The 22428-nt window shown below is 75.6% G+C and carries 19 protein-coding genes; 9 read left to right on the top strand and 10 right to left on the bottom strand.

Translation table 11 applies throughout. From position 1 onward, the window contains the following. The first annotated feature begins 28 nt into the window (after positions 1–28). A complete protein-coding gene (locus RND61_RS20520) occupies positions 29–931 on the top strand; it encodes a carbohydrate ABC transporter permease (RefSeq protein WP_315879473.1) in 903 nt (300 codons plus the stop codon). Next, on the top strand, positions 931–1734 hold the full coding sequence (locus RND61_RS20525) for a carbohydrate ABC transporter permease (protein WP_315879474.1): 804 nt from the start codon (positions 931–933) through the stop codon (positions 1732–1734). The genes RND61_RS20520 and RND61_RS20525 overlap by 1 nt, the downstream gene beginning before the upstream one ends. A gap of 3 nt (positions 1735–1737) precedes the next feature. Here the strand turns inward: RND61_RS20525 and RND61_RS20530 are convergent, their stop codons facing one another. Then, positions 1738–2724 carry an LLM class flavin-dependent oxidoreductase gene (locus RND61_RS20530; protein ID WP_315879475.1) on the bottom strand — a complete coding sequence of 329 codons (987 nt, stop codon included), beginning with the start codon at positions 2722–2724 and terminating at the stop codon, positions 1738–1740. An 88-nt stretch (positions 2725–2812) separates the two neighbouring features. Here RND61_RS20530 and RND61_RS20535 point away from each other — a divergent pair, with 88 nt between their 5' ends. Continuing rightward, complete coding sequence (locus RND61_RS20535; RefSeq protein WP_315879476.1) at positions 2813–3790, top strand: dihydrodipicolinate synthase family protein; 978 nt, start codon at positions 2813–2815, stop codon at positions 3788–3790. A 15-nt stretch (positions 3791–3805) separates the two neighbouring features. Here RND61_RS20535 and RND61_RS20540 read toward each other — a convergent pair whose 3' ends face one another. Beyond that, positions 3806–4942 (bottom strand): DegT/DnrJ/EryC1/StrS family aminotransferase, encoded by a 1137-nt coding sequence (locus tag RND61_RS20540; protein ID WP_315879477.1) that lies wholly within the window; start codon positions 4940–4942, stop codon positions 3806–3808. 128 nt (positions 4943–5070) lie between these two features. On the opposite strand from RND61_RS20540, the gene RND61_RS20545 reads away from it, so the two are divergent. The 4 genes from RND61_RS20545 (at position 5071) to RND61_RS20560 (ending at position 10646) form a co-directional block, all read left to right on the top strand. After that, entirely contained in the window at positions 5071–6300 is a 1230-nt protein-coding gene (locus RND61_RS20545; RefSeq protein WP_315879478.1) for a helix-turn-helix domain-containing protein, read from the top strand. A gap of 43 nt (positions 6301–6343) precedes the next feature. Continuing rightward, complete coding sequence (locus RND61_RS20550; RefSeq protein WP_315879479.1) at positions 6344–7441, top strand: mandelate racemase/muconate lactonizing enzyme family protein; 1098 nt, start codon at positions 6344–6346, stop codon at positions 7439–7441. A 283-nt stretch (positions 7442–7724) separates the two neighbouring features. Continuing rightward, on the top strand, positions 7725–9260 hold the full coding sequence (locus tag RND61_RS20555) for an FUSC family protein (RefSeq protein WP_315879480.1): 1536 nt from the start codon (positions 7725–7727) through the stop codon (positions 9258–9260). Between the two features lie 321 nt (positions 9261–9581). Next, complete coding sequence (locus RND61_RS20560; protein WP_315879500.1) at positions 9582–10646, top strand: lactonase family protein; 1065 nt, start codon at positions 9582–9584, stop codon at positions 10644–10646. Between the two features lie 75 nt (positions 10647–10721). Here the strand turns inward: RND61_RS20560 and RND61_RS20565 are convergent, their stop codons facing one another. The 7 genes from RND61_RS20565 to RND61_RS20595 all read right to left on the bottom strand — a co-directional run bounded on the left by RND61_RS20565 (position 10722) and on the right by RND61_RS20595 (position 17382). Continuing rightward, a complete protein-coding gene (locus RND61_RS20565; RefSeq protein ID WP_315879481.1) occupies positions 10722–11642 on the bottom strand; it encodes a sirohydrochlorin chelatase in 921 nt (306 codons plus the stop codon). An 87-nt stretch (positions 11643–11729) separates the two neighbouring features. Continuing rightward, on the bottom strand, positions 11730–12746 hold the full coding sequence (locus tag RND61_RS20570) for an N-acetylglucosamine kinase (protein WP_315879482.1): 1017 nt from the start codon (positions 12744–12746) through the stop codon (positions 11730–11732). Beyond that, entirely contained in the window at positions 12743–13420 is a 678-nt protein-coding gene (locus RND61_RS20575; protein WP_315879483.1) for a uracil-DNA glycosylase, read from the bottom strand. The genes RND61_RS20570 and RND61_RS20575 overlap by 4 nt, the downstream gene beginning before the upstream one ends. A gap of 35 nt (positions 13421–13455) precedes the next feature. Beyond that, positions 13456–14541, bottom strand: coding sequence for a WD40/YVTN/BNR-like repeat-containing protein (locus tag RND61_RS20580; protein WP_315879484.1), 1086 nt, complete (start codon positions 14539–14541; stop codon positions 13456–13458). A 173-nt stretch (positions 14542–14714) separates the two neighbouring features. Further along, positions 14715–15320: a TetR/AcrR family transcriptional regulator gene (locus RND61_RS20585; RefSeq protein WP_315879485.1), complete on the bottom strand. Its 606-nt coding sequence runs from the start codon at positions 15318–15320 to the stop codon at positions 14715–14717. A 262-nt stretch (positions 15321–15582) separates the two neighbouring features. Then, positions 15583–16293, bottom strand: coding sequence for a phosphatase PAP2 family protein (locus RND61_RS20590; RefSeq protein ID WP_315879486.1), 711 nt, complete (start codon positions 16291–16293; stop codon positions 15583–15585). Positions 16294–16446: 153 nt separating this feature from the next. Continuing rightward, positions 16447–17382, bottom strand: a complete 936-nt coding sequence (locus RND61_RS20595) for a M56 family metallopeptidase (protein ID WP_315879487.1) — start codon at positions 17380–17382, stop codon at positions 16447–16449. Between the two features lie 177 nt (positions 17383–17559). On the opposite strand from RND61_RS20595, the gene RND61_RS20600 reads away from it, so the two are divergent. Next, entirely contained in the window at positions 17560–18108 is a 549-nt protein-coding gene (locus tag RND61_RS20600) for a GNAT family N-acetyltransferase (protein WP_315879488.1), read from the top strand. Here the strand turns inward: RND61_RS20600 and RND61_RS20605 are convergent. Then, positions 18092–20707 carry an ATP-dependent Clp protease ATP-binding subunit gene (locus RND61_RS20605; RefSeq protein ID WP_315879489.1) on the bottom strand — a complete coding sequence of 872 codons (2616 nt, stop codon included), beginning with the start codon at positions 20705–20707 and terminating at the stop codon, positions 18092–18094. The genes RND61_RS20600 and RND61_RS20605 overlap by 17 nt on opposite strands. A 285-nt stretch (positions 20708–20992) precedes the next feature. Here RND61_RS20605 and RND61_RS20610 point away from each other — a divergent pair, with 285 nt between their 5' ends. Beyond that, positions 20993–22411, top strand: a complete 1419-nt coding sequence (locus RND61_RS20610) for a DUF6421 family protein (protein WP_315879490.1) — start codon at positions 20993–20995, stop codon at positions 22409–22411. Positions 22412–22428 lie beyond the last annotated feature (17 nt).

Genomic DNA, 22428 nt, shown 5'->3' on the forward strand with positions numbered 1-22428 from the left:
GACCGCCCCGACCCCCGAACCCGTCCCCGTGCCCGGCCCACCCCTCCCGGCGGACCGCCCGACCCGGCCCGCCCGCCGCCGTGAAGCGCGCGCCGGGCTGCTGTTCGTCGCGCCGATGCTGCTGCTGTTCGCGGTCTTCCGGTTCGGCCCCACGATCGGCGCCGCGTTCCTGTCGCTCACCGACTACCGGCTCAGCGGCGACTGGCGGTTCATCGGCGCCGAGAACTACGCGCGGCTCCTCCAGGACGACCTCTTCTGGTCCAGCCTCGGCGTCACCGCCCTGTACACCCTGTTCTTCGTGCCGCTGACGGTCGGCCTCTCCCTCGGCACGGCCCTGCTGCTGCACCGCGCGGTCTGGCTCCGCGGCTTCTTCCGCGGCGTGTTCTTCCTGCCGTACGTCACCAGCATCGTGCTCGCCGCCGTCATCTGGAAGTGGATCTACGACGTCGAGGACGGCCTGCTCAACGCGGCGCTCGGCGTGCTCTCCCTCGGCCCCGTCGACTTCCTCGGCGACGAGCGGCTCGTCCTGCCCTCCATCGCGGCCACGTCCGCCTGGAAGGGCTTCGGCTACTCGATGCTGATCCTCCTCGCCGGACTCCAGTCCATCCCGCGCGAGGTCACCGAGGCCGCCGTCATCGACGGCGCCACCGGCTGGCGGCGGCTGCGCTGGGTCACGCTGCCGCTGCTGCGCCCCGTGCTGTTCTTCGTCCTCGTCATCGAGGCGATCGGGGCGTTCCAGGTGTTCGACGCGATGTACGTGATGACGGCGGGTGGACCCGTGCGCGCCAGTTACTCGCTCGTGTACCTCCTGTACGACACCGGCTTCAAGTTCTTCGACTTCGGCTACGCGAGCGCGCTGGGGCTGGTCCTCTTCCTGGTGGTCCTGGTGTTCTCCCTGATCCAGCGCCGGCTGATCGGACGGGACGAGTGATGGCGAGACTGCGGCTGCCGGTTCTGCTGTTCCTGGTGGCGCTGGTGACCCTGGCGCCCTTCGTGGTGATGGTGCTGGTCGCGTTCGCGCCGCCGGGCGGGAAGACGCTGCCGGGCGCCTTCGATCTGACGCGGGCCACGTGGGAGAACTTCTCCGCCGTCCTGTCCGGCGCCGACATCACCCGCTGGGCCGCCAACTCCCTGGTGTACTCGCTCGTGTCGGTCGTGCTGATCCTGCTGTTCTCGTCCATGGCCGGGTACGCCTTCGCCAAGAAGCGGTTCCCGGGGCGCGAGGTGCTGTTCTGGTCGTTCCTGGCGACGCTGATGGTGCCGTTCCAGGCGACGCTCATCCCGTACTTCGTCCTCGTCTCGCGGCTCGGCGGCGTGGACACGTACTGGGGCCTGATCGTGCCCACGCTCGCCAACTCGCAGGCCGTCTTCCTGATGCGGCAGTTCATCGCGCAGCTTCCCGACGAGCTGTTCGAGGCCGCGAAGATCGACGGGGCGTCCGAGTGGCGGATCTACACCACCGTCGTCGTCCCGCTCATCACCCCGGTCCTGGCGACCCTCGGCGTCTTCGTCTTCCTGTGGCACTGGAACGACTTCCTGTGGCCGCTGGTCATCGGCCAGTCCTCCGAGATGCGCACCCTCACCGTCGGCCTGGCCACGCTGGAGGGGGAGAACGTGCCCGTCAACCAGATCATGGCCGGGGCGACCATCACGGTCCTGCCCTGCCTGCTGGTCTTCGGCCTCCTCCAGCGCTACCTGACGGACTCCATCGCGACGACCGGCCTCAAGGCCTGACCGTCACGCGGCCCGCAGCCCCGGCAGGACGTCCGTGCCGAACGCCTCGATGGCGCGCAGCGCGTCCGCCTGCGGCATCCCGGGCGGCTGGACGCGCAGGACGACCCCGTCCGCGCCCATCGCCGCGTAATGGCCGAGCCGGTCGGCGCACTCCCCGGGCGAGCCGATCACCGACCGGGCGGCGATGTCGTCCCACTCCTGCGCGTACCGCGCCGCGTCCGCCGAGGTGCGCTTCCAGTCGCCGTACGCGTCGTACAGCCCGCGCAGCGGCTCCTCCAGGGCGGCCCGCGCCGCCTGCGTGGTGGGCGCGCAGTAGCCCTCGCGGCAGACGATGACCTCCGCGCCCAGGCTGGCGGCGCCCCGCGGGTACGCCAGATACTCGGCGATCTTGCCGGGGAGGTCCGCGTCCAGCTCGTTGAACGACGTCGTCCAGCCGTCACACATCCGCGCCGTCCGCTCCAGCGCGGCGGACACCCGCCCGCCGTTCCAGATCCGGGGGCGCGGGCTCTGCACCGGGCGGGGCGACAGGAACGCCCCGTCCAGGGAGGTGAACCGGCCCCGGTGGGTGACCTCGTCCTCGGTCCACAGCCGTGTCACCAGCTCCAGACACTCCTCGAACCGCGGCACCCGCTCGCGCGGCTCCGCGCCGTACAGCGCGAACTCCTCCGGCCGGTAGCCGAGGACGAAGCCGGCCGTCAGCCGGCCGCCGGACAGCACGTCGATGTGGGCGAGGGTCTCCGCGAGCCACACCGGGTGGTACACGGGGGCGATCAGCCCGGCCGTGGCGAGGCCGATCCGCTCGGTGTGCGCCGCGAGGTACGCCAGCGACGTGACGGCCTCGTGGTAGCCGGGGCGGTGCAGGTGCCGCTCGCCGAGCACCACCCACGCGAAGCCCGCCTGCTCCGCCAGCCGCGCCTGTTCCACCGCGTCGGCGAGCCGCGGCCGGTCGGCCTTGTCGGCGTACAGGTTGACGTAGAGGCCGAGGCGCATGGCACCGCTTCCTTCCTTTACGGTCCGGGCCGCAAAGGCTAGCGTGAACGGGCACCGTGGCGACAGACCGTCAGACAGGGGGCCGCCCATGTCCACTCCCGAGGAACTCGCCGGACGGCTGCGCGGCACCGTCCTGCCCGCCGTGCTCACTCCCATGGACGCGTCCGGGGCCGTCGCCCTGCCGGCCCTGCGCCGTTACGCCGAACGGATCGCCGCCGAACGGATCGGCGGCGTCGCCGTGTGGGCGCACACGGGTCGGGGGCTGTACCTGACGGCGGCCGACCGACGGCGGGTGCTGGCGCTGTGGCGGGAGACCGTGGACGTGCCGGTCGTCGCCGGGGCGGGCGTGCCGCGCGCGCTGCGGGGCGCCTCCCTGGAGGACGCCGAGGACGCCGCGGTCTCGATGGCGGCGGAGGCGGCCGAACTGGGCGCCGACGCCGTGATGGTGTACCCGATGGCCCGCCACCACGGGCTGACCGACGCGGTGGAGCGCGCCGTACGGCTCCACGAGCGGGTGGCGGAGGCGAGCGGGCTGCCCGTGCTCGGCTTCTTCCTCCACGCGGAGGCGGGCGGCTACCCGTACTCCCCCGAGCTGGTCCGGCGGCTGCTGGACCTGCCGTCGGCGGCCGGGATCAAGATCGCCACGCTGGACCGGGCGGTGGACTGCCAGGACGCCATCCGGGCGGCGGAACGGGGCCGCGCGCTGGTCGTGACCGGCGAGGACCGCATGTTCGGCCCGTCGCTGATGTGGGGGGCCGACACGGCGCTGGTCGGCATCGCCGCCGCCCGGGCGGGCCTGACCACCGCCGTGCTGGACGCGTGGACGGCCGGGGACGCCGCCGGGTTCCTCCGGGCCTCGGGGCGGCTGGACCGGTTCGCCGAGGCCACGTTCCACGCGCCCATCGAGGGCTACGTGCAGCGGATGCTGTGGGCCGCCGTGTGGGAGGGCGCCATCCCGGAGGAGGCCGCCTTCGACCCGTACGGGCCGCCGCCGTCGGACGCCGAGCGGCGCGCCGTCGTCACCTGCCTGGAACGGCTGGCGAAGGAGGACGACACCGCCGCCTGACCCCGGCGCGGGAACTCACCCGGCCGCCACCCGCTGGTGGGCGCGGCGCAGGGCGCGGGCGATCCGGTCCACGTGCTCCTCCCCGTACGCCTCGCTCCAGGGCAGCGCCAGCAGCGTGCGGCCGATCAACTCCTCGGCGCGCGGGCACAGCCCCGTACGGCCGCCCGGCACCGCCGGATTGGCGTACAGCGGACGCTCCAGGTAACCGGGGAGCGCCGGCACGCCCTGCGCCGCGAGCTCCTTCGCCCAGCGGGCGTTGTCACCCACCAGCAGCGGGAACATCCACCACGCGTGCCCCGCCGGCTCCCCGGCGAGCGCCACCCCCTCCAGCCCCTCCAGCGCGGCGAGCAGCCGCCCGGCCGCCTCGCGCCGGGCCCGCACGACCCCCTCGACCTTGCCGAGCTGGGCCCGCGCCACGGCCGCGACCAGCTCCGGCATCCGGTAGTTGAGGCCCATCTCGCGGTGGACGCGCCCCTCGGAGCGGTCCCAGCCCTTGTCCATGAACAGCCGCATCCGCCGGGCCCGCTCCGGGTCCCCCGTCACGGTGAGGCCGCCGTCGCCCGTCGTGATGTGCTTGAACTGCTGGAGGCTGAAGCACGCCACGTCGCCGGCCGTGCCGAGCAGCCGCCCCGACGCGTCCTCGCCCAGCCACGCCTGCGCGCAGTCCTCGACCAGCGGCAGCCCGTGCCGGTCGCACACCTCCCGCAGCCGCGCCACGTCCGCCGCTCCGCCGAACAGGTGCACGGCGATCACGGCCTTCGTGCGGGGTGTGACCGCGGCCTCCACGGCGTCCGGGTCCAGGTTGCCGTCCCCGGCGCGCACGTCCGCGAAGACCGGCCGCGCGCCCTGCGCCAGGACCGGCGCGATCGTGCCGAAGTCGGAGATCGGCGTCGTCACCACCTCGTCGCCCGGCCCGACCCCGCACGCCGCGACCGCCAGGTGCAGGGCCGCCGTGCCGGAGCTGCACGCCACGGCGTGCGGCCGGCCGTACAGCGCGGCCATCTCCGCCTCCAGCGACCGCGCCTCGGTGCCGAACGCGCTGCACAGCACCGCGGAGTCGAGGACCCGCAGCACCGCCGCGCGCTCCTCCTCGCCGATCGTCCTGCCGCGCGGGTCGAGCATCGTGGGCAAGGGGATTTCCCGTTCGGGCATCGGGTTACTATCCTTCCGCCAGACACGCGGTTATGGCCTGGGCCGAAACTAAGACCCCCGTGGACGGGCGTCAACCAGCCCCACGGAAGCACTCCGCGGCACTTCGGAAGACGAACGGAGACCGGCCGATGGCGCTCACGGTCGGCGTGATAGGCCCCGAGGACCTGGTGGGCAAGGTCGTCGCGGTCGGCGGCGAGACCGGGGCCGCCCGGCTGCACGCCCTCCCGTACCGGCACGAGGACGAGACGCCCGACGTGGTCCGCGCCGCGGGCCCCCGCGTCGACGCCCTGCTGTTCACCGGCGTCGTCCCGCACGCCCTCGCCGCCGGCGCGGGCCTGATCGACCGGCCCGCCATGTACGTCCCGTACAGCGGCGCGACGCTGCTGCGGGCCCTGGTCGAACTGCTCCGGCTGGGTCACGACGTGTCCCGCGTCTCCATCGACACGCTCGGCCGCGCCGACGTGACGGAGACGCTCATCGAGGCCAAGCTGCCCACCGAGCACGTCCGCGTCCTGCCGTACCGGCCCGGCCTCACCTCCCAGGACCTCGTCGACTTCCACCTCGCCGCGCACGACCGGCACGGCACCACGGTCGCCCTCACCTGCCTGGGCTCCGCCTACCACCGGCTGGAGCACCGCCTCCCCGCCGTACGGCTCGCCCCGTCCCGCCACTCCATACGCGCGACCCTGCGGGCGCTCGTCCTCGCCACCACCGGCGCGCACAGCGGCGACGCCCAGGTCGCCCTCGGCATCGTCGACCTGCCGGCCGCCGACGAGGAACTCGCCGCGGACCTCGCCGTCCTCGGCGGCAGTCTCGCCGGACTGCCGGACGGCGGCCGTCTCGTGGTGACCACGCGCGGGGCGCTGGAGAAGGCCACCGACCAGTTCACCCGCCTGCCCTTCCTCGACGGGCTCGCCGCCCGGCACGGCACCGCCCACGTCGGCTTCGGCCTCGGCCGTACCGCCGCCGAGGCGGAGGCGCTGGCCCGGCGGGCCGTGAACCGGGCCCGCTCCGTCGGACCGGTCGCCGGCGTCGTCTGCATGAAGGACGACATCGACATCGTCATCGCCCACGACACGGCGGGTGGCGCCCGGCCCGCCGCGGCGGAGAGCACCGGGCTGCTAGCCCGGCGCGCCGGCCTCGACCCGCGGACGCTGGAGCGGCTGCGGGAGCTGGTCGCCGCCGAGGAGGGGCCCGGCATCACCGCACACCGCGTCGCCGAGCACCTGGACGTCCAGCAGCGCACCGCCCGGCGCATCCTCAAGCGCCTGGAGCGCGCCGGGGTCGCCGTCCCCGTCGGCAGCCGGCAGGAAGGACGCACCGGCCGCCCGCCCATCGTCTACCGAGTACGTCTCTAGGCCCGACGCCCCGGTGGCGGGGGCCGTGACCCGGAGGAGCCGCGTGAAGATCGACTCGATTCGCAGCCATGTCGTCGAGGCCCCCTACCGACGCCCCTTCGCCATCAGCAGCGGGACCAGCCCCCACCTCGTCAGCCTCGTCGTCGAGGTGCGCGCCGACGACGGCGCCACCGGGTACGGCGAGGCGTCGCCCATGACCGCGTACACGGGGGAGACCCTCGACGGGCTGCGCGCCGCGCTCACCGGCCACGTCGCCCCCGCCCTCGTCGGCCGCGACCCGCGCGACCTCGCCGGCGCCCACGCCGCCATGGACGCGGCCATCCGCGGCCAGCACCTGGCCAAGGCCGCCCTCGACCTCGCCCTGCACGACCTCGCGGGCCGCGCCGCCGGCTGGCCGGTCCACCTGCTCCTCGGCGGACGGCTGCGCACCGAGGTGCCCACCGCCTGGGTGGTCGGCCTCGGCACGCCCGAGGAGATGACCGAGGAGGCCGCCGAGTACGCCGCGCGAGGCTTCACCCACATCAAGGTCAAGGGCGGCGAGGACCCGGACCGCGACGTGGAGCTGGTCCGCGCCGTCCGCGCCGCCGTCCCGGACGGCGTCGAGCTGTCCCTCGACGCCAACGAGGGCTACGACCCGTCCACCGCCGCCCGCACCGTGGCGCGGCTCGGCGAGGAGGGCCTCGACCTGGTCGAGCAGCCGCTGCCCCGCTGGGACCTCGCCGGGATGGCGGCGCTGCGCGGCCGCGGCGGCCCCCGGGTGATGGCGGACGAGTCGCTGCAGTCGCTGCACGACGCCATGGAGATCGTCCGGCGCGGCGCCGCCGACGTCCTCAACATCAAGGTCCTCAAGGTGGGCGGGCTGCACCGGGCCCGCCAGGTCGCCGCGCTCGCGGAGGCCGCCGGCCTCGCCGTGAAGATCGGCTCCATGCCGGAGCTGGGCGTCGCCACCCTCGCGGCCGTCCACCTCGCGGCCGCGCTGCCCCACGCCACCGTCCCCGCCGACCTCGTCGGACCCCTGCTCGTCGAGGACGAACCGCTCGCGCCGGCGGCCTTCGCCGGAGCGGCGGACACCGGACGGGTCGCCCTGCCCGACGCCCCCGGCCTCGGCCACCGGCTGTCGGAGCTGCCCGGCCGCCCGTGACCGCCGCGGACCGGCCGTGCCGCGGCCTGGTCCGTTGGCCTCCCGATGGCCGACCAGGGCGGGGTTTCGCTGGTCCGATGGCTCAGTGACCGGCGCCTGGGTTGAGCCAGTGCCGCCCCGGGTGCTTCTCTTGTCGTATCCACGTATCAGCGGCGCCGCGCAGCGCCGGACGGCAACGAGGCCGGATCCGGACCGCGGCGCCTTCGTCGTGCCTGCGGACGCCCACCACCCCCGGGCGCCCCCGCGGCCGGCGAGAGCAACACAGGGGGGCGGCACCACCGTCATGAAGAGGATCTTCGTGGCCCCGGACCCGGGGCACCTCAGGCTGAGGAACGCGACCCGTGCCGTCCTTGGCATCGGGCTCGCCGTCGCGGCCGCCGAACTGGCCGGTCTGTCGCTGACCGCGTCCATCACCGGCGGACTCGCCGCGCTGCTCGCCCTCTTCACCGTCATCGACGGCACCGTCCGCGCCCAGCGGGCCACCACCGCGCTGTTGCCCGCCGCCGGATTCCCCACCCTCGCCCTCGCCACCGTCCTGCACGACCTGCCCCTCGGCCGGGACGCCGCGTTCCTCGCCGTCGTCTTCTGCGGCGTCTACGCCCGGCGCTGGGGGCCGCGCGGCCACGCGCTCGGCATCTTCGCGTTCATGCAGTTCTTCGTGGTGCAGTTCCTCCACGCCACCCCGGCGCAGCTCCCCGAGCTGTACGCCGCCGTGGGCATCGCCCTCGTCGTGGCCGGCGCCGTGCGGTTCGCCCTGTGGCCGATCGAACGCCGGACCCCGCCGGCCGCCGTGCCCGCGCCGCTGCCCGGACGCGGACTGGCCCGGCCGACCACCCGGCAGGCGTTCCAGACCACCGTCGCGTGCGCCTTCGCCCTGGCCGGGGGCCAGGTCCTCTCGGAGGAGCGCTGGTACTGGGCGGTCGGAACCACCTGGTGGATCTTCGTCAACACCGCGTCGCGCGGCGAGACCCTGGTACGGGGCTTCCGGCGCGTCGTGGGCACCGTCCTCGGCATCCTCGCCGGCCTGGTGGTCGCCCTGCCGCTGCACGGGGCGCCCGCCCCGACGGCGGTCCTCGTCGCCGTGTGCGTCTTCGGCATCTTCTACACGGCCCCCGTCTCGTACAGCTGGATGATGCTCGCCGTGACGGTGATGGCCGGGCTCCTGTACGGGCTGCTCGGCGTGCTCACCCCGGGCCTGCTGGTCCTGCGGGCCGCCGAGACCGGGGTCGGCGCGCTGTTCGCGGCGCTCGCCGTGACCTTCGTCCTGCCGGTCACCACGCACGCCACCAACGACGCCTGGATCCAGCGCGCGCTGCTCGCCGTGCGCCGCTGCACCGCCGAGGCCGCCGAACGGCTCGCCGGCTCGCCCACCGCCGACCCGGCCCCGCACGCCGCCGAGCTGGAGGTGCTGCTGGGGCGCGTACGGCTGGCCCTGGCACCGCTCGTGCACCCGCTGAGCCCGTTCGGCGACCGCAAGGCCCGCGCACGCCAGGTGCTCGCCCTGCTCGACGACTGCGCGCGCGAGGTGCGGGGGCTGGCCGCGGTGGCCGCCGACCCGGACGCGGGCCACGACGCCCGGCTCGCCGCGGCGTGCTGGCGGGTCGAGGCCGCCGTGGAGGCCCTGCTCACGCGCGAGCGGGCACGCGACGCCGCCGACCGCGAGACCGCCGCGGCGGCCCCCGCCGCCTTCGCCCCCTCGGTGCCCGTGACACCCCCGGCCGCGCCGGCGCTGGCGCACCTGCACGGCCTGGAGCGGCTGCTCGCCGAACTCGACGGGCCGCTGCGCACGGCGCCCCGTTCGTCGCTGGTGCGCTCCTGACACGCCGCGCCCCCGCCTGACGGGCCTGGTCTGGACCACGGCTGCTAGCGTCGTCCCCGCAACGCCAGGAACGGCCACTGGGGAGGGGCAGCGGTGGAGCGGTACGGGGACCGGGGCACGCGGCGGGCGACCGCCGACAGGACGGACGACGGCACGGCGCCGGGGGGCGCGACGCCCGGCCGTACGGCGCCCAGCGGCACGGCGCCCGGTGGCGCGGTGCCCGGCCGTGCGGTGAACGGTGGTACGGCGCCGGGGAGCGCGGCGTCCGGTGGCGCGGTGCCTGGCCGTGAGGCGTCCGGCGGTGTGGCGCCCGGCCGTGCGGTGGACGGCGGTACGGCGCCGGGGGGTCCGCCCGCGCCGCGACGGGCCTTCATCGGTTCCTTCACCTCCGCGGGGGGCCACGGCGTCACCGCCGCCGCGGTCGACGGGGCGACCGGCGCCCTGACTCCCACCGGCGCCACGGACGCGGTCGCCGACCCGTCCTTCCTCGCCCTCGGGCCCGGCGCCGCCGTGCTGTACGCGGTCTCCGAGAGCGACGAGGGCGCCGTCGCCGCGTTCGACGTCACCGGTCCGGCGCCCCGTCTGATCGGCGCCCCCGAACCCGTGCGCGGGGCCGGGCCGACCCACCTCGCGTACACCGCCGGCCACGTGGTGGCCGCGCACTACGGCTCCGGCGGCGTGAGCGCCCAGCCGGTCCGCCCGGACGGCGCGCCGGGCCCGGTCACCGGGCTCCTCCGGCACCGGGGCAGCGGGCCCGACCCGGACCGGCAGGCCGCCCCGCACGCCCACCAGGTGCGGCCCTCGCCGGACGGCCGCTGGCTGCTCACCGTGGACCTCGGCACCGACTCCGTACGCGTCTGCGCCCTCGACGGGACCACCGGGGCGCTCACCGTCCACGGCGAGACGCCCCTGCGCCCCGGCAGCGGGCCGCGCCACCTCGCCTTCCACCCGGCCGGCGGCCACGTGTACGTCCTGGCGGAGCTGACGCCGACCCTCACCGTGTGCCGCTGGGACGGCCGTACGGGCGCCCTCGAACCCGTGGCGGAGGTGCCCGTGCGGCCGGCGGGCGCGGCGGGGCCGGGCTACCCGTCCGGGCTCGCCGTGAGCCCCGACGGGCGGTTCGTGTGGGCCGCCGTGCGGGGTGACGACACCGTCGCCGTCCTCCAGCTCGACGGGGACGGCGAGCGGCCCCGCCTGGTCGCCGCGGTGCCCTCCGGCGGCCGCTGGCCGCGCGACCTCGTCGCCGACCCGCGGGGGCGGCGGCTGTACGTGGCCAACGAGCGGTCCGGCGACGTGACGTGGTTCGACGTCGACCCGGTGACCGGCGTCCCGTCCCGCGCGGGCGCGGTGGCCGCCCCGGCCGCCTCCTGCGTGGTCCTCGCCTGAACGCGGGAGGGCCCGCGCGGCGCGGTCACGCGCGGCGCGGGCCCTCCCGTACGGGTCCCTCCCCGGCCGGGCCGGTCAGCGGACCGGAACCCCCTGCTGCTGCTGCGGGGAGATGCCCAGCACCGTCATGTAACCCGACAGCACCAGCCTGCCGACCGCCGGGTACGCGCCCAGCGGCTCGGCGACCGGGCAGTTCGCGGCCCCGGCCGCCGCGTCCAGCAGCTCCCCGGCCAGCTCCGGGCCGACCAGGTACGGGGCGACCGCGAGCTGCGCCGAACCGGAGTCGCGCAGCTGCGCGGCGACCGCCGCCACCGACCCCTCCTGGTCCAGGGCCGCCGCCATCACCGGCACGGCCAGCCGCGCCGCCAGCAGCATGCCCGTGATCCCGGCCGCCTGGACGGCCTCGGCGCCGCCCGTCGTCGCCAGCACGATGCCGTCCGCCGCCGTCGCGACCGTGAACAGCCGCGCCCGGTCGGCGCGCGCCAGGCCCGCCTCGGAGAGGCGCACGTGCAGCGCCTCGGCCAGCAGCGGATGCGGCCCCAGCACGTTGGCCAGCTCGGCCGGCGCGCCGCTGTCGGCGACGGCCTGCCGTATCCGGCCCATCAGCACGGCGTCCGGGCCGACCAGCAGCGGCACGACGACCGCGGCCGGGCCCTCGGGCTCGGCGACCTCGCGGCCGGCCGCCCTGGCCAGCTCGTACCGCTCCACGCGGAGCGCCGCGGCCCGCCGCAGCACCCCGGCCAGCGACACGTACTCGGCGTCGTCCCCGTCGAGGAAGCCGATCGCGGCCTCCAGACCGGGCAGCTCGGAGCGCGCGATGCTCACGAGTTCTTCCGCCAGGCCGCGCGCGGCGGCGGAAGGCTCACCGGGGACGGCGAGGACGAGTGCGGGCGCGCCCTCGGGGGCCGCCAGGGGTTCGGGGCGACGGTGCCGCCCGGGCTGGCGGGGGCGTGGCATTCGTACAGGCAGGCCAGCGGGCCCAGTGGGGGAGCTCATGGCGCCGCATGCTACTGGTTTTGACCGCCCCGCTGTTCGGGGAGGGGGCATTGCCGCCCCCAATGGGCAGTTTGTCGGAAGAGTCGCTCAGTTGCCGTATGTGTCCAGCAGGCCGGGCTCGCGGGGCAGGGCCGGCGCGTCCGCGGCGAGCGCGGCGGCGATCGCCAGCGCGCCGGACAGCGGGTCGCCGGCAGCCGACACCGTCCGCGCGCCGGGGAGTTGACGCGCCAGCTCCTCGCGCAGGGGTACGAGCAGGGGGTCGCCGAGCCGGAACAGACCGCCCGTCAGGGCCACGTCGCCGGCGCCCCCCGCCGGGTGCACCGCGGCCGCGGCCTCCGCGATGTGCCGTGCCGCGCGCGCGAGGACGCCCGCCGCGACCGGGTCGTCCGCCGCGTGGCGGGCCACCTCCGGGGCGAACGACGCGAGGACGGCGGCCCGGTCCGGGCGCGGGTACAGCCGCCCGGGCAGCCCGGCCACGGGCCCGAACAGGGCCTCGGCGCGGGCCAGGAGGGCGGGGGAGCCGCCGCGCCGCCCGTCGTGGGCGCGCAGCGCCGCCTCCAGGCCGGCCCGGCCGATCCACGCGCCGCCGCCGCAGTCGCCCAGCAGGTGCCCCCACCCGTCGGCGCGGCGCCAGCGCACCAGGTCGGTGCCGAGCGCGACGAGCCCGGTGCCCGCGGCGACCACGGTGCCGGGCGCGCGGCCCAGGGCGCCCGCGTAGGCGGTCACGGCGTCGGAGGCCAGCGCGAGCCGTCGCACGCCCAGCGCGTCGCGCAGCGCACCGGGCAGCACGGCCCGCAGCCGGTCCCCGAGCCCCGCCATCCCGGCGGCCCCCACGGCGACGGCGCCGGGCCGTCCGCCCGCCCCGGCCCGGTCCAGCAACTCCCGGGCGGCGGGCACCAGCCGCTCCACCAGCCACCCGGCGTCGATCCCGCCGGGCCCGGTGGGCACGGGGGTGCCGAAGGCCCGCGCGGCCACCGGTCGGGCCGAGGGGCCCGGCGCGGCGCCACCGGCCGGCCGGGCGGGGGCGTCCACCGCCGCGAGGGCGACGCGGAAGCCCGAGCCGCCCGAGTCGACGCCCAGGACCCACACGCCGCCCGGGGTCACGGGAGGCGCCAGTCGACCGGCTCCGCCCCCTGACGCAACAGCAGGTCGTTCACCCGGCTGAACGGGCGCGAACCGAAGAAGCCGCGGTCCGCCGACATGGGGGAGGGGTGCGCCGACTCGATGGCCGGAAGGTCGCCCAGGAGCGGGCGGAGGTTGCGGGCGTCGCGCCCCCACAGCACCGACACGAGCGGCTTGCCGCGCGCCGCGAGCGCCTTGATGGCCTGCTCGGTGACCTCCTCCCAGCCCTTGCCGCGGTGCGCGCCCGGCTTGCGCGGGACCGTCGTCAGGGCCCTGTTGAGCAGCAGCACCCCCTGCCGTGTCCAGGGCGTCAGGTCGCCGTTGGACGGCCGGGGCAGGCCCAGGTCGGCGTGGAGTTCGCGGAAGATGTTCTCCAGGCTGCCCGGCAGCGGCCGCACGTCCGGCGCGACCGAGAAGCTCAGCCCCACCGCGTGCCCCGGGGTCGGATACGGGTCCTGGCCGACGATCAGGACTCTCACCTCGTCGAACGGCTGCTGGAACGCGCGCAGGACGTTCGGCCCGGCCGGTAGGTACGTACGCCCCGCGGCGATCTCCGCGCGGAGGAAGTCCCCCATCGCCGCGACGCGTTCGGCCACGGGGGCGAGGGCTTCGGCCCAGCCGGGCTCGACGATTTCTCTCAACGGTCTTGCTGCCACGGCCGTCACTCTACTGGCGCAGCCCGCCCCCGCCGTCACCCGACGACCGCCGCCCGCACGCACAGCACGTCCGGGAGGTGCGCGGCCAGTTGCCGCCAGCTGTCGCCGTCGTCGGCGCTCGCGAACACCTCGCCGTTGCGGTTGCCGAAGTAGAGGCCCGCCGGGTCGGCGCCGTCCGTGCACATCGCGTCGCGCAGCACCGTGCCGTAGTGGTCGTCCTCCGGAAGGCCCCGCGTCAGCGCCTCCCAGCCGCCGCCCGCGTCGCCCGTCCGGTACACCCGGCAGCGGCGACCCGCCGGTACGCGGTCCGAATCGGCGGTGATCGGGAAGACGTACGCCGTGTCCGCGTGCCTCGGGTGCGCGACGACCGCGAAGCCGAAGTCGGACGGCAGCCCGGCCCCGATGCCGGTCCACGTGGCGCCGGAGTCGTCACTGCGGTACACGCCCCAGTGGTTCTGGAGGTAGAGCCGGTCGGGGTCGCCGGCGTCCTGCGCGACCTTGTGCACGCACTGGCCGAACCTCGGCCGCGGATCGGGCAGGAACACCGCCGAGACCCCGTCGTTCGACGGCGACCAGGTACCGCCGCCGTCGCGCGTGCGGAACACCCCGGCCGCCGACACCGCGACCGTCACCGCGTCGGGGTCGCGCGGGTCCGTCACCACCGTGTGCAGCGCCTCACCGCCGCCGCCCGGCTGCCACCGCGACCGCGTCGGGTGCTCCCACAACGGTCTGACCAGCTCGAACGTCTCGCCCTCGTCGTCCGACCGGAAGAGCGCCGCCGGTTCCGTGCCCGCGTACACCACGCCGGGCGCCGCCGGGCCCGCCGGGTGCAGCTGCCAGACCCGCTCCAGCGACGCGCCCGTGTCCCGGGGGAACCTCACGGGCGCCTCCGCCGGCTCCGACCACGTGGCCCCCAGGTCGTCGGAGTGGAACACGGACGGCCCCCAGTGCGCGCTGTCCGCGCCCACCAGCAGCCGGGGCACGGCCCGGCGCAGGTCGACACCGACCGCGTACACGGCCTGCGCGGGGAAGTGGGGTCCGTCGAACTCCCACCGGCCGCCGCGTCGGCGAGCGGTGAAGAGGCCCTTGCGCGTGCCCACGGTCAGCAGTACGTCGGTCATGGCCCACACCTCCAGGACGTCCTTGACGCCTTCGTCGCGGATACGGGCCAGTCTGCACCCGCCCACCGACAACGGCCGCCGGAGCGCCGTCCCCGCAGGTCGGCGCCGTGCACCCGGCCGCCCGGCCCGGCGCGAGGCACGTCCGGCGCCCGTGCGGCCGGGGAGCCGGCGCCCTACGGCCGCCCGCCCTCCGGGGGCGAGCCCAGCTCCCAGTCGAGGCCGTACCGCTGGAACAGCTCCGCCCTCAGCCGGGCGGGCGACATCGGGGCGCCCGGCAGCAGCACGGCGAAGACGGCGCCCATCAGCAGCGCCCGCAGCAGCGGGTAGTCCGCGTCCAGGTCGCGCGCCCCGTACCGCGCGAGCGTGTCCCGCAGGAGCGCGGCGAGCCGCTGCTGCTCCGGGCAGCGCACGAACCCCTCCGCCTGGAGGATCCCGGCCATGTGCGTCCGCATCAGCAGCGGCTGTTCCACCGCCAGGCCGAGGACCGCGTCGATCGCCCGGGCCAGCCGTTCGCGCCCGTCCTCGGTGCGCGGCTCGCGCTCCAGGGACGACGCCAGCGTCATGTGCATCAGGCGGTGGACGGCGGACTGGAGCAACTGGCGCTTGCCGGGGAAGTAGTACGAGACGAGACCGCGCGCCGAACCGGCCCGGTCGGCGATGTCCGCGAGCGTCGTCGCCTCGTACCCGCGCTCGGACACGAGGTCGACCGTCGCCTGGAGGAGCCGCTCGCGGGACCTCCGGCGGAGTTCTGCATTGACCGATGCGCTCCGCGGGGACATGCTTGACTCCTGCGTTGATTGGCTCTCAGCCAATATACTCAGAGCGTCCTCGCCGACACACAGCGCCTCGTCGGCCGGGAGGGTGTGTCACGCGGACCGGGCGACGCGGGGGATCGTCCGGTCCGTGATGGCACCGGACGGACGGATCGGCCCGGCGCACGCCCCGGCCGCATGTGCCGCTCGTGCGGCGCCTCGCACCGGCGGGGCCGGGCCCCCGTCCCCACACGCCGGACCGGTGCGCCGCGCAGCCGCGGCGCTCCTTTCAGTGCGCCCCGCGCCCCGCCGGGGCCCCCAGCGCCGTCGTACGCCCCCGCGCCGCCGTCCACCGCTCGTACGCCCCGGCCGCCGCCGCCACCAGACAGGCGCCCAGCAGCCAGCCGGCCAGCACGTCCGAGGGCCAGTGGACCCCCAGGTACACCCGGGTCAGGCCCACCCCGGCCGTCGACACGACCCCCGCCACCACCACCGGCCGCACCAGGGCCCGCCGCGCCGTCCGCGCCGCCGCCCACCACAGCAGCCCGCACACGACGGCCGCGGTCATGGCGTGCCCGGACGGGAACGCCGCGAACTCCGCCGAGTCCACCGGGTCCGACCACCGCGGCCGCTCCCGACCCACCAGCGCCTTGACACCCTGCTGCACCGCGGCCGCCACCCCGCACACGACCACCAGCAGCCCCGCGGGCCCCGGCTCACCGGCCCGCCACAGGGCCACCGCCACCACCACCAGCAGGATGCGCAGCGTCAACGGGTCCCACACCCAGTCGGACAGCACCCGCATGCCCTCCGTCAGCACCGGACGGCGCACCGCCGTCAGGTGCAGTTCCTCCACCACCGCCCGGTCGAAGGCGATCAGCGGCGCCCAGGCGACGGCCACGAGAAGCAGCAGCGCCACGGTCGCCGCGCCGCAGCCCACGGCCACGGCACGGAGGAGCGGGAAACGGGCGGGGGACGGGGCGTGTACGGGGGGAGTCATATCGGGATCCTGCCCGGGGATCGCGCGGGCAGACCGCCGACAGGGCCGGCCGCGTCGACGCCGTCCGCGCCGGTGCCGGTCGTATCGACGCCGGCCGTACCGGCGCCGGTCGCGTCGGCGTCGGTGGCTTCGGTGCCGCCCGTTCGGCCCCGGTCAGGACAGCGCGCTCAACCCGGGCGCCAGCGCCACGAGCAGCGGCACCGCCGGTACGAGCGCGGCCGCCGCCGTCAGCCGCAGCCGCCGCCCCGGCGTGAGCCGCGGCTCCGCCGCCAGCAGCCGCGTCACCCGCCGCGGCACCTCGGCGTGGGGCGCCGGGCACGGCCCGAACGCGCCCCGGTCCTCGTTCAGCCCGACCAGCGCCAGCGCGATCGTCAGCCGCCCGAACCGCTTCGACGCCGAGTCGTCCGCGGCCAGTTCCACCAGTCGGTGCATCTCCGCGCGGAACGCCGCGAACACCGGGACGCGCGGGAACCCCGACGCCAGCGCCGCCGCGCAGTGCAGCAGCCAGTCGTGCCGCGCCCGCGCGTGCCCCTCCTCGTGGGCGAGCACCGCGTCCAGTTGGCGCCCCTTCAGCCGCCGCAACGCCGCCGTGGTGATGATCAGCCGGGGCCGCGCACCCGGCAGCCACCAGGCGTCGGGCCGGTCGCCCTCCAGCAGCACCAGGGGCTCCGAACCCGGCTCCTCACCCGGCAGCAGCGGCGCCCGCACCAGCAGTTCGGCGCGCCGTCGCCTGCGCCACGCCCGGGCGTCGCGGACCTCGCGGGTGAGCATCGCCCCGGTCCACAGCCCGCCGCACGCCAGCAGCACCGCGAGCGCCGCCGACCAGGGGCCCAGCGCCCCCAGGGCGTACGCCTCCACGACCGCGGCCGGCGCCGTGGCGAACACCTGGCCGCGCACCACCTGCCAGGAGGCCGCCGCGCTGAACGTCATGGACAGCGCGAAGCTCAGCAGCACCGCCGCCACCACGCACTGCCAGACCCACAGCGCGACGATCGGCTCGCGTTCCGGCCAGTCGGCCCGCGCGAGCAGGCGCGGGGCCACGACGGCGACCAGCACGCCGAGCGCGAGCAGCGCGAGGGAGACCCACATGGCGTCAGCCTATGAGCGTGGCGCCGCCCATCGGCCCGCGCGGACACGGAAGTGACGCACGCCACGGCCCTTCCGCCCTCCGTGGCGCCCCGTGTCCGCCCCGGGGGAGCAACGGGCCCGGGAAGAGGGGCGCGTTAGGCTCGTGGCCGAACGACACGCCGAGGGAGAACGCCCACGATGGACACCGCACCGCCCCGGGAGGCCCGGGAGACCTACCGCGACGCCGTGGAGGCGGACGTCCCCGCGCTCGTCGCCCTCGTCGAGTCCGCCTACCGCGGTGACGCCAGCCGCGCGGGCTGGACCACGGAGGCCGACATCCTCGACGGCCGGCGCACCGACCACGACGGCGTCCGCGCGGTCATCACCACGCCCGGCTCCCGGCTCGTCGTCGTCGAGCGGGACGGCGACCCCGTCGCCTGCTGCCAACTGGAGCACCGCGGCGACGCCGCGTACTTCGGGATGTTCGCCGTCCGCCCCGGGCTGCAGGGCGGCGGGCTCGGCCGGCGCGTCCTCGCGGAGGCGGAGCGCCTGGCCCGCGAGGAGTGGGGCGTGCGGGAGATGCACATGACGGTGATCTCCGTGCGCGACGAGTTGATCGCCTGGTACGAGCGGCGCGGCTACCGCCGTACGGGACGGATGACGCCGTTCCCGTACGGCGACGAGCGCTTCGGCGTGCCGCGCCGCGACGACCTGGAGTTCGAGCTGCTCGTCAAGGAGCTGGGCTGACCCCGCCGGCCGGTTCGGGAGCCCTGCCGGGCCCCTGCTCCGTGCGGAAGTCCAGCCGCCCGTCCGCCACGCCCACGTGGACCCGGCCGCCCTCGGAGAGCCGGCCGTCGAGCAGCAGCCGCGACAGTTGGTTGTCCACCTCGCGCTGGATCGTGCGGCGCAGCGGCCGGGCGCCGTACTCGGGCTCGTAGCCCCGCCGGGCCAGCCAGTCGACGGCCTGCGGGGCGAAGTCCACGGACACGTGCTGCGCCCGCATCCGGCGGCGGGTGTCCTCCAGCAGCAGGTCGGTGATCTGCCGGAGCTGCGGCTCCGTGAGCCGGCGGAAGATGACGATCTCGTCGATGCGGTTGAGGAACTCGGGCCGGAAGTGCTCGCGCAGCGGCCGCAGCACCCGGTCGCGGGCCGCCTCCTCGTCGTCCACCGCGTCCGCGCCGAAGCCGAGCACGCCGCGTCCGGTGCCGATGGCCTCTGAGCCGAGGTTGCTGGTCATCACGACGACCGTGTTCTTGAAGTCGACGGTGCGGCCCTGCGCGTCGGTCAGCCGCCCGTCGTCGAGCACCTGGAGGAGGATGTTGAAGACGTCCGGGTGCGCCTTCTCCACCTCGTCGAGGAGGAGCAGCGAGTACGGGTGCCGGCGCACCGCCTCCGTCAGCTGCCCGGCCTCCTCGTGGCCGACGTACCCGGGCGGGGCGCCCACCAGCCGACTGACGGTGTGCCGCTCCTGGAACTCGCTCATGTCGAGCCGCACCATGCGCTCCTCGCTGCCGAACAGCGCGTCGGCGAGGGCGCGGGCCAGCTCGGTCTTGCCGACGCCGGTCGGGCCGAGGAAGAGGAAGCTGCCGATCGGGCGGCGCGGGTCGGCGAGACCCGCCCGGGAGCGCAGCACCGCCTCGGAGACGACGGAGACCGCCTCGTCCTGGCCGACGACCCGCTCCCGCAGGTGCTGCTCCAGGCCGAGCAGCCGCTCCTTCTCCTCCTGGGTGAGCCGGCTGACGGGGATGCCGGTCTGCCGGCTGATGACCTCCGCGATGTCCTCGGCGGTCACCTCCAGCACGCGGTCGTCCCGCATCAGCGGCTCGCCCCGGCCCGCCTTGATGCGGTCCTGCAGCTCCTGGATGCGGTCGCGCAGTTCGGTCGCCCGCTCGTACTGCTCGGCGGCGACGGCCTGGTCCTTGTCGCGGACCAGTTGCTCGGCCTCCCGTTCCAGGGCCCGCACGTCGGTGTCCTGCGATCGGGAGCGCAGCCGGACGCGCGCTCCCGCCTGGTCGATCAGGTCGATGGCCTTGTCGGGCAGGAACCGCTCGGTGAGGTAGCGGTCCGACAGCTCGACGGCGGCGCGCAGCGCGTCGTCGGTGTAGCGGACCTGGTGGTGCGCCTCGTACCGGTCGCGCAGCCCGCGCAGGATCTCCAGGGCGTCCTCGGGGCTCGGCTCGGGGACGAGGATCGGCTGGAAGCGGCGGGCGAGGGCGGCGTCCTTCTCGACGTGGCGGCGGTACTCCTCCAGCGTGGTCGCGCCGATGACGTGCAGCTCGCCGCGGGCGAGCGCGGGCTTCAGGATGTTGCCGGCGTCCATGGAGCCGCCCTCCGAGCCGCCTCCGCCGCCCGCACCGACGACCGTGTGGAGCTCGTCGATGAAGAGGACGAGTTCGCCGGAGTGGGCCCGGACCTCCTCGATGATGGCGTTCATCCGCTCCTCGAAGTCGCCGCGGTAGCGGGTGCCGGCGACGATGCCCGTCATGTCGAGGGCGACGACGCGCCGGCCGAGGAGCGTGTCGGGCACGTCGCCGTCGGCGATGCGCTGGGCGAGGCCCTCGACGACGGCGGTCTTGCCGACGCCGGCGTCGCCGATGAGGACGGGGTTGTTCTTCCCGCGCCGCGACAGCACCTCGACGGTCTGCTCGATCTCCGACTCCCGGCCGATGACCGGGTCTATGCGGCCGGCGCGGGCTATGTCGGTGAGGTCGCGCCCGTACTTGTCCAGGGTCGGCGTGCCGTGCTGGGGCGCCGGGCGCTGGTCGGCCGCGTTGTTCTCCCACCCGCCGGACGGCCCGCCGCGCGGGGTGGGCGTGCGGGACGGCGGGCCGGGGACGGAGCCGGGGTCGAACCGGGCGGCGCGCAGGATGCGGCCGGCCGCCGAGTCCGGGTTGGCGGCCAGCGCGGCGAGGACGTGCTCGGGCCCGATGTAGGAGGCGCCGATGTTCCTCGCCAGGTCGTGGGCGTCGAGGAGGGCGCGCTTGACGGCGGGCGTGACGGCGATCCGGGCCTGCGGCGGGCCCTCGCCGGCCGTGCGGTCGATCTCCGCGGCCAGCTCGTCGGGGTCGGCTCCGGCCCGGACGACCAGGTCGCGCGTCGGCTCGGTGTCGAGCGCGGCGCGCAGCAGGTGCTCGGTCTCCAGGTCCGCGCTGCCGTGCTCGGCGGCGTACGTGGCGGCGTCGTCCACCATGCGGCGGGCGGGCTCGCTCATCATCCGCGCGATGTCGATGTACCGGGGTCCGCGCCGGGCGGCCGGGGAGGCCGGGGTGCCCCCGAACAGCCGGCCCAGGAACTCACTGAACGGGTCGGGGCCGAAGCCCTCGGGGCCGAGGAATCCATTGCTCATAAATGACCGTCCCAGTTGTCCCAGTACGTCACTGTCCGTTCGGTTTTCATGCCAGTCGTGGCGAAATCCAGCCACGCGGGTTCCCCCGGGGGGATCCGTTACACCCGTGGGTCACGTGGCAACCCGGACGATATGGCCGATGTGACCGTCCCAACCCCACGAGACGGGAAAAACGTCGGTGACCACGGGGGGTGGGCAGGATAATTTCCGCTGAAGCCTCTTGTGGCGAAGAACCGCAGATGGATACGGTGCCTTCACGCGAGGTTCTCCTGTGGAGGAAGTGAGATGACGGAAATTCTTGTGCAGGATGCTGTTGTCGGTGACGAGCTGTCCACCGACGTCCGGGTGGTCGACCACCCCGCGTGGCCGCAGCTCAAGAATGCCGTGGAGGAGATCCGCGTCTGGCAGTCCGCCGACGGCTCCATCGACTTCGACGCCGAGGGCGCCCCGGCCCGCGCGGACGCCGACGCCGTGCTGGACCGGATCGTCGCCGCCGTCGAGCGGCTCTCCCCGCTGCTTCCGCACGGCGCCGCGTACCACCGCGCCCTCGTCGCCGACCTGCGCCGGTGGGCGGCCGGTGGTTACGGCGTGCCGGACTTCCTCGACTCCCTGCTGGCGTTCCAGCCCGCCGCCGAGCGCGTCGACGGCCGGCAGCACCTCGTCGTGTTCCCGATGTACACGCAGAACGGCAACCCGGACCGCAACCTGGAGGCCGTCGTCCTGCGCATGGTGTGGCCCGAGTGGCTCGCGGAGCTGGAGGCCACCCGCTACGACAACCCGCTCTTCTGCGGCATCACCTTCGAGGGCTTCACCTCGGGCTACGACACCAACTCGGCCGTCCTCTTCCCCGAGACCGTCGCCGTCCGCGAGGCCCCCGAGCGGTTCACCTGGGGCGGCATCTTCTGCGACCGCGAGGCCGCCCGCTTCCGCCGCGTCACCGAGGCCGCCGTGGAGGTCCTCGGCGTGGAGCTGCCCGCCGACATCCAGCGGATGCTCGACGACCAGCAGCGCTGCCAGGAGGCGTTCGTCCTGTGGGACATGGTCCACGACCGCGCCCACAGCCACGGCGACCTGCCCTTCGACCCGTTCATGATCAAGCAGCGCCAGCCGTTCTGGATGTACGGCCTGGAGGAGCTGCGGTGCGACCTCACCGCCTTCAAGGAGGCCGTCCGCCTCGAGGCCGAGGGCAACCCGCACGGCCGCGACGTCCAGTACGCCGTGCTGTTCGACCGGATGTTCCGCTTCCCGGTCACCGGCGACCGCGTCCGCAACTACGACGGCCTCGGCGGCCAGCTCCTCTTCGCGTACCTCCACCGGCACGACGTGGTGCGCTGGACCGACAACACCCTGCGCATCGACTGGCAGCGCGCCCCCGAGGTCACCAACCGGCTGTGCGCCGAGATCGAGAAGCTGTACCGCGACGGCATCGACCGCCCGAAGCTGGTCCACTGGTTCGCCGCGTACGACTTCGTCTCCACCTACCTCGCCCCGCACCCCGGCTCCCGCTGGGCCAAGGGCCCCGACGCCCTGGACGTCTCCCAGCCGCCGCGCAAGCTCGTCGACGACGTGCTGCCCGACGAGTTCCCGCTGAGCATGTTCTACGAGGCCCTCTCCAAGAAGCTGAAGTCCGTGATCGCCTCCACCCGGGGCATCACCGCCGCGGACGTCGAGAAGGCCGCCGGCGTCGAGAAGGCCGCCGCGTGAGCGGGCACGCGCCGGGT

It is taken from the genome of Streptomyces tamarix (genome assembly GCF_032423885.1).
Lineage (GTDB): Bacteria > Actinomycetota > Actinomycetes > Streptomycetales > Streptomycetaceae > Streptomyces > Streptomyces tamarix.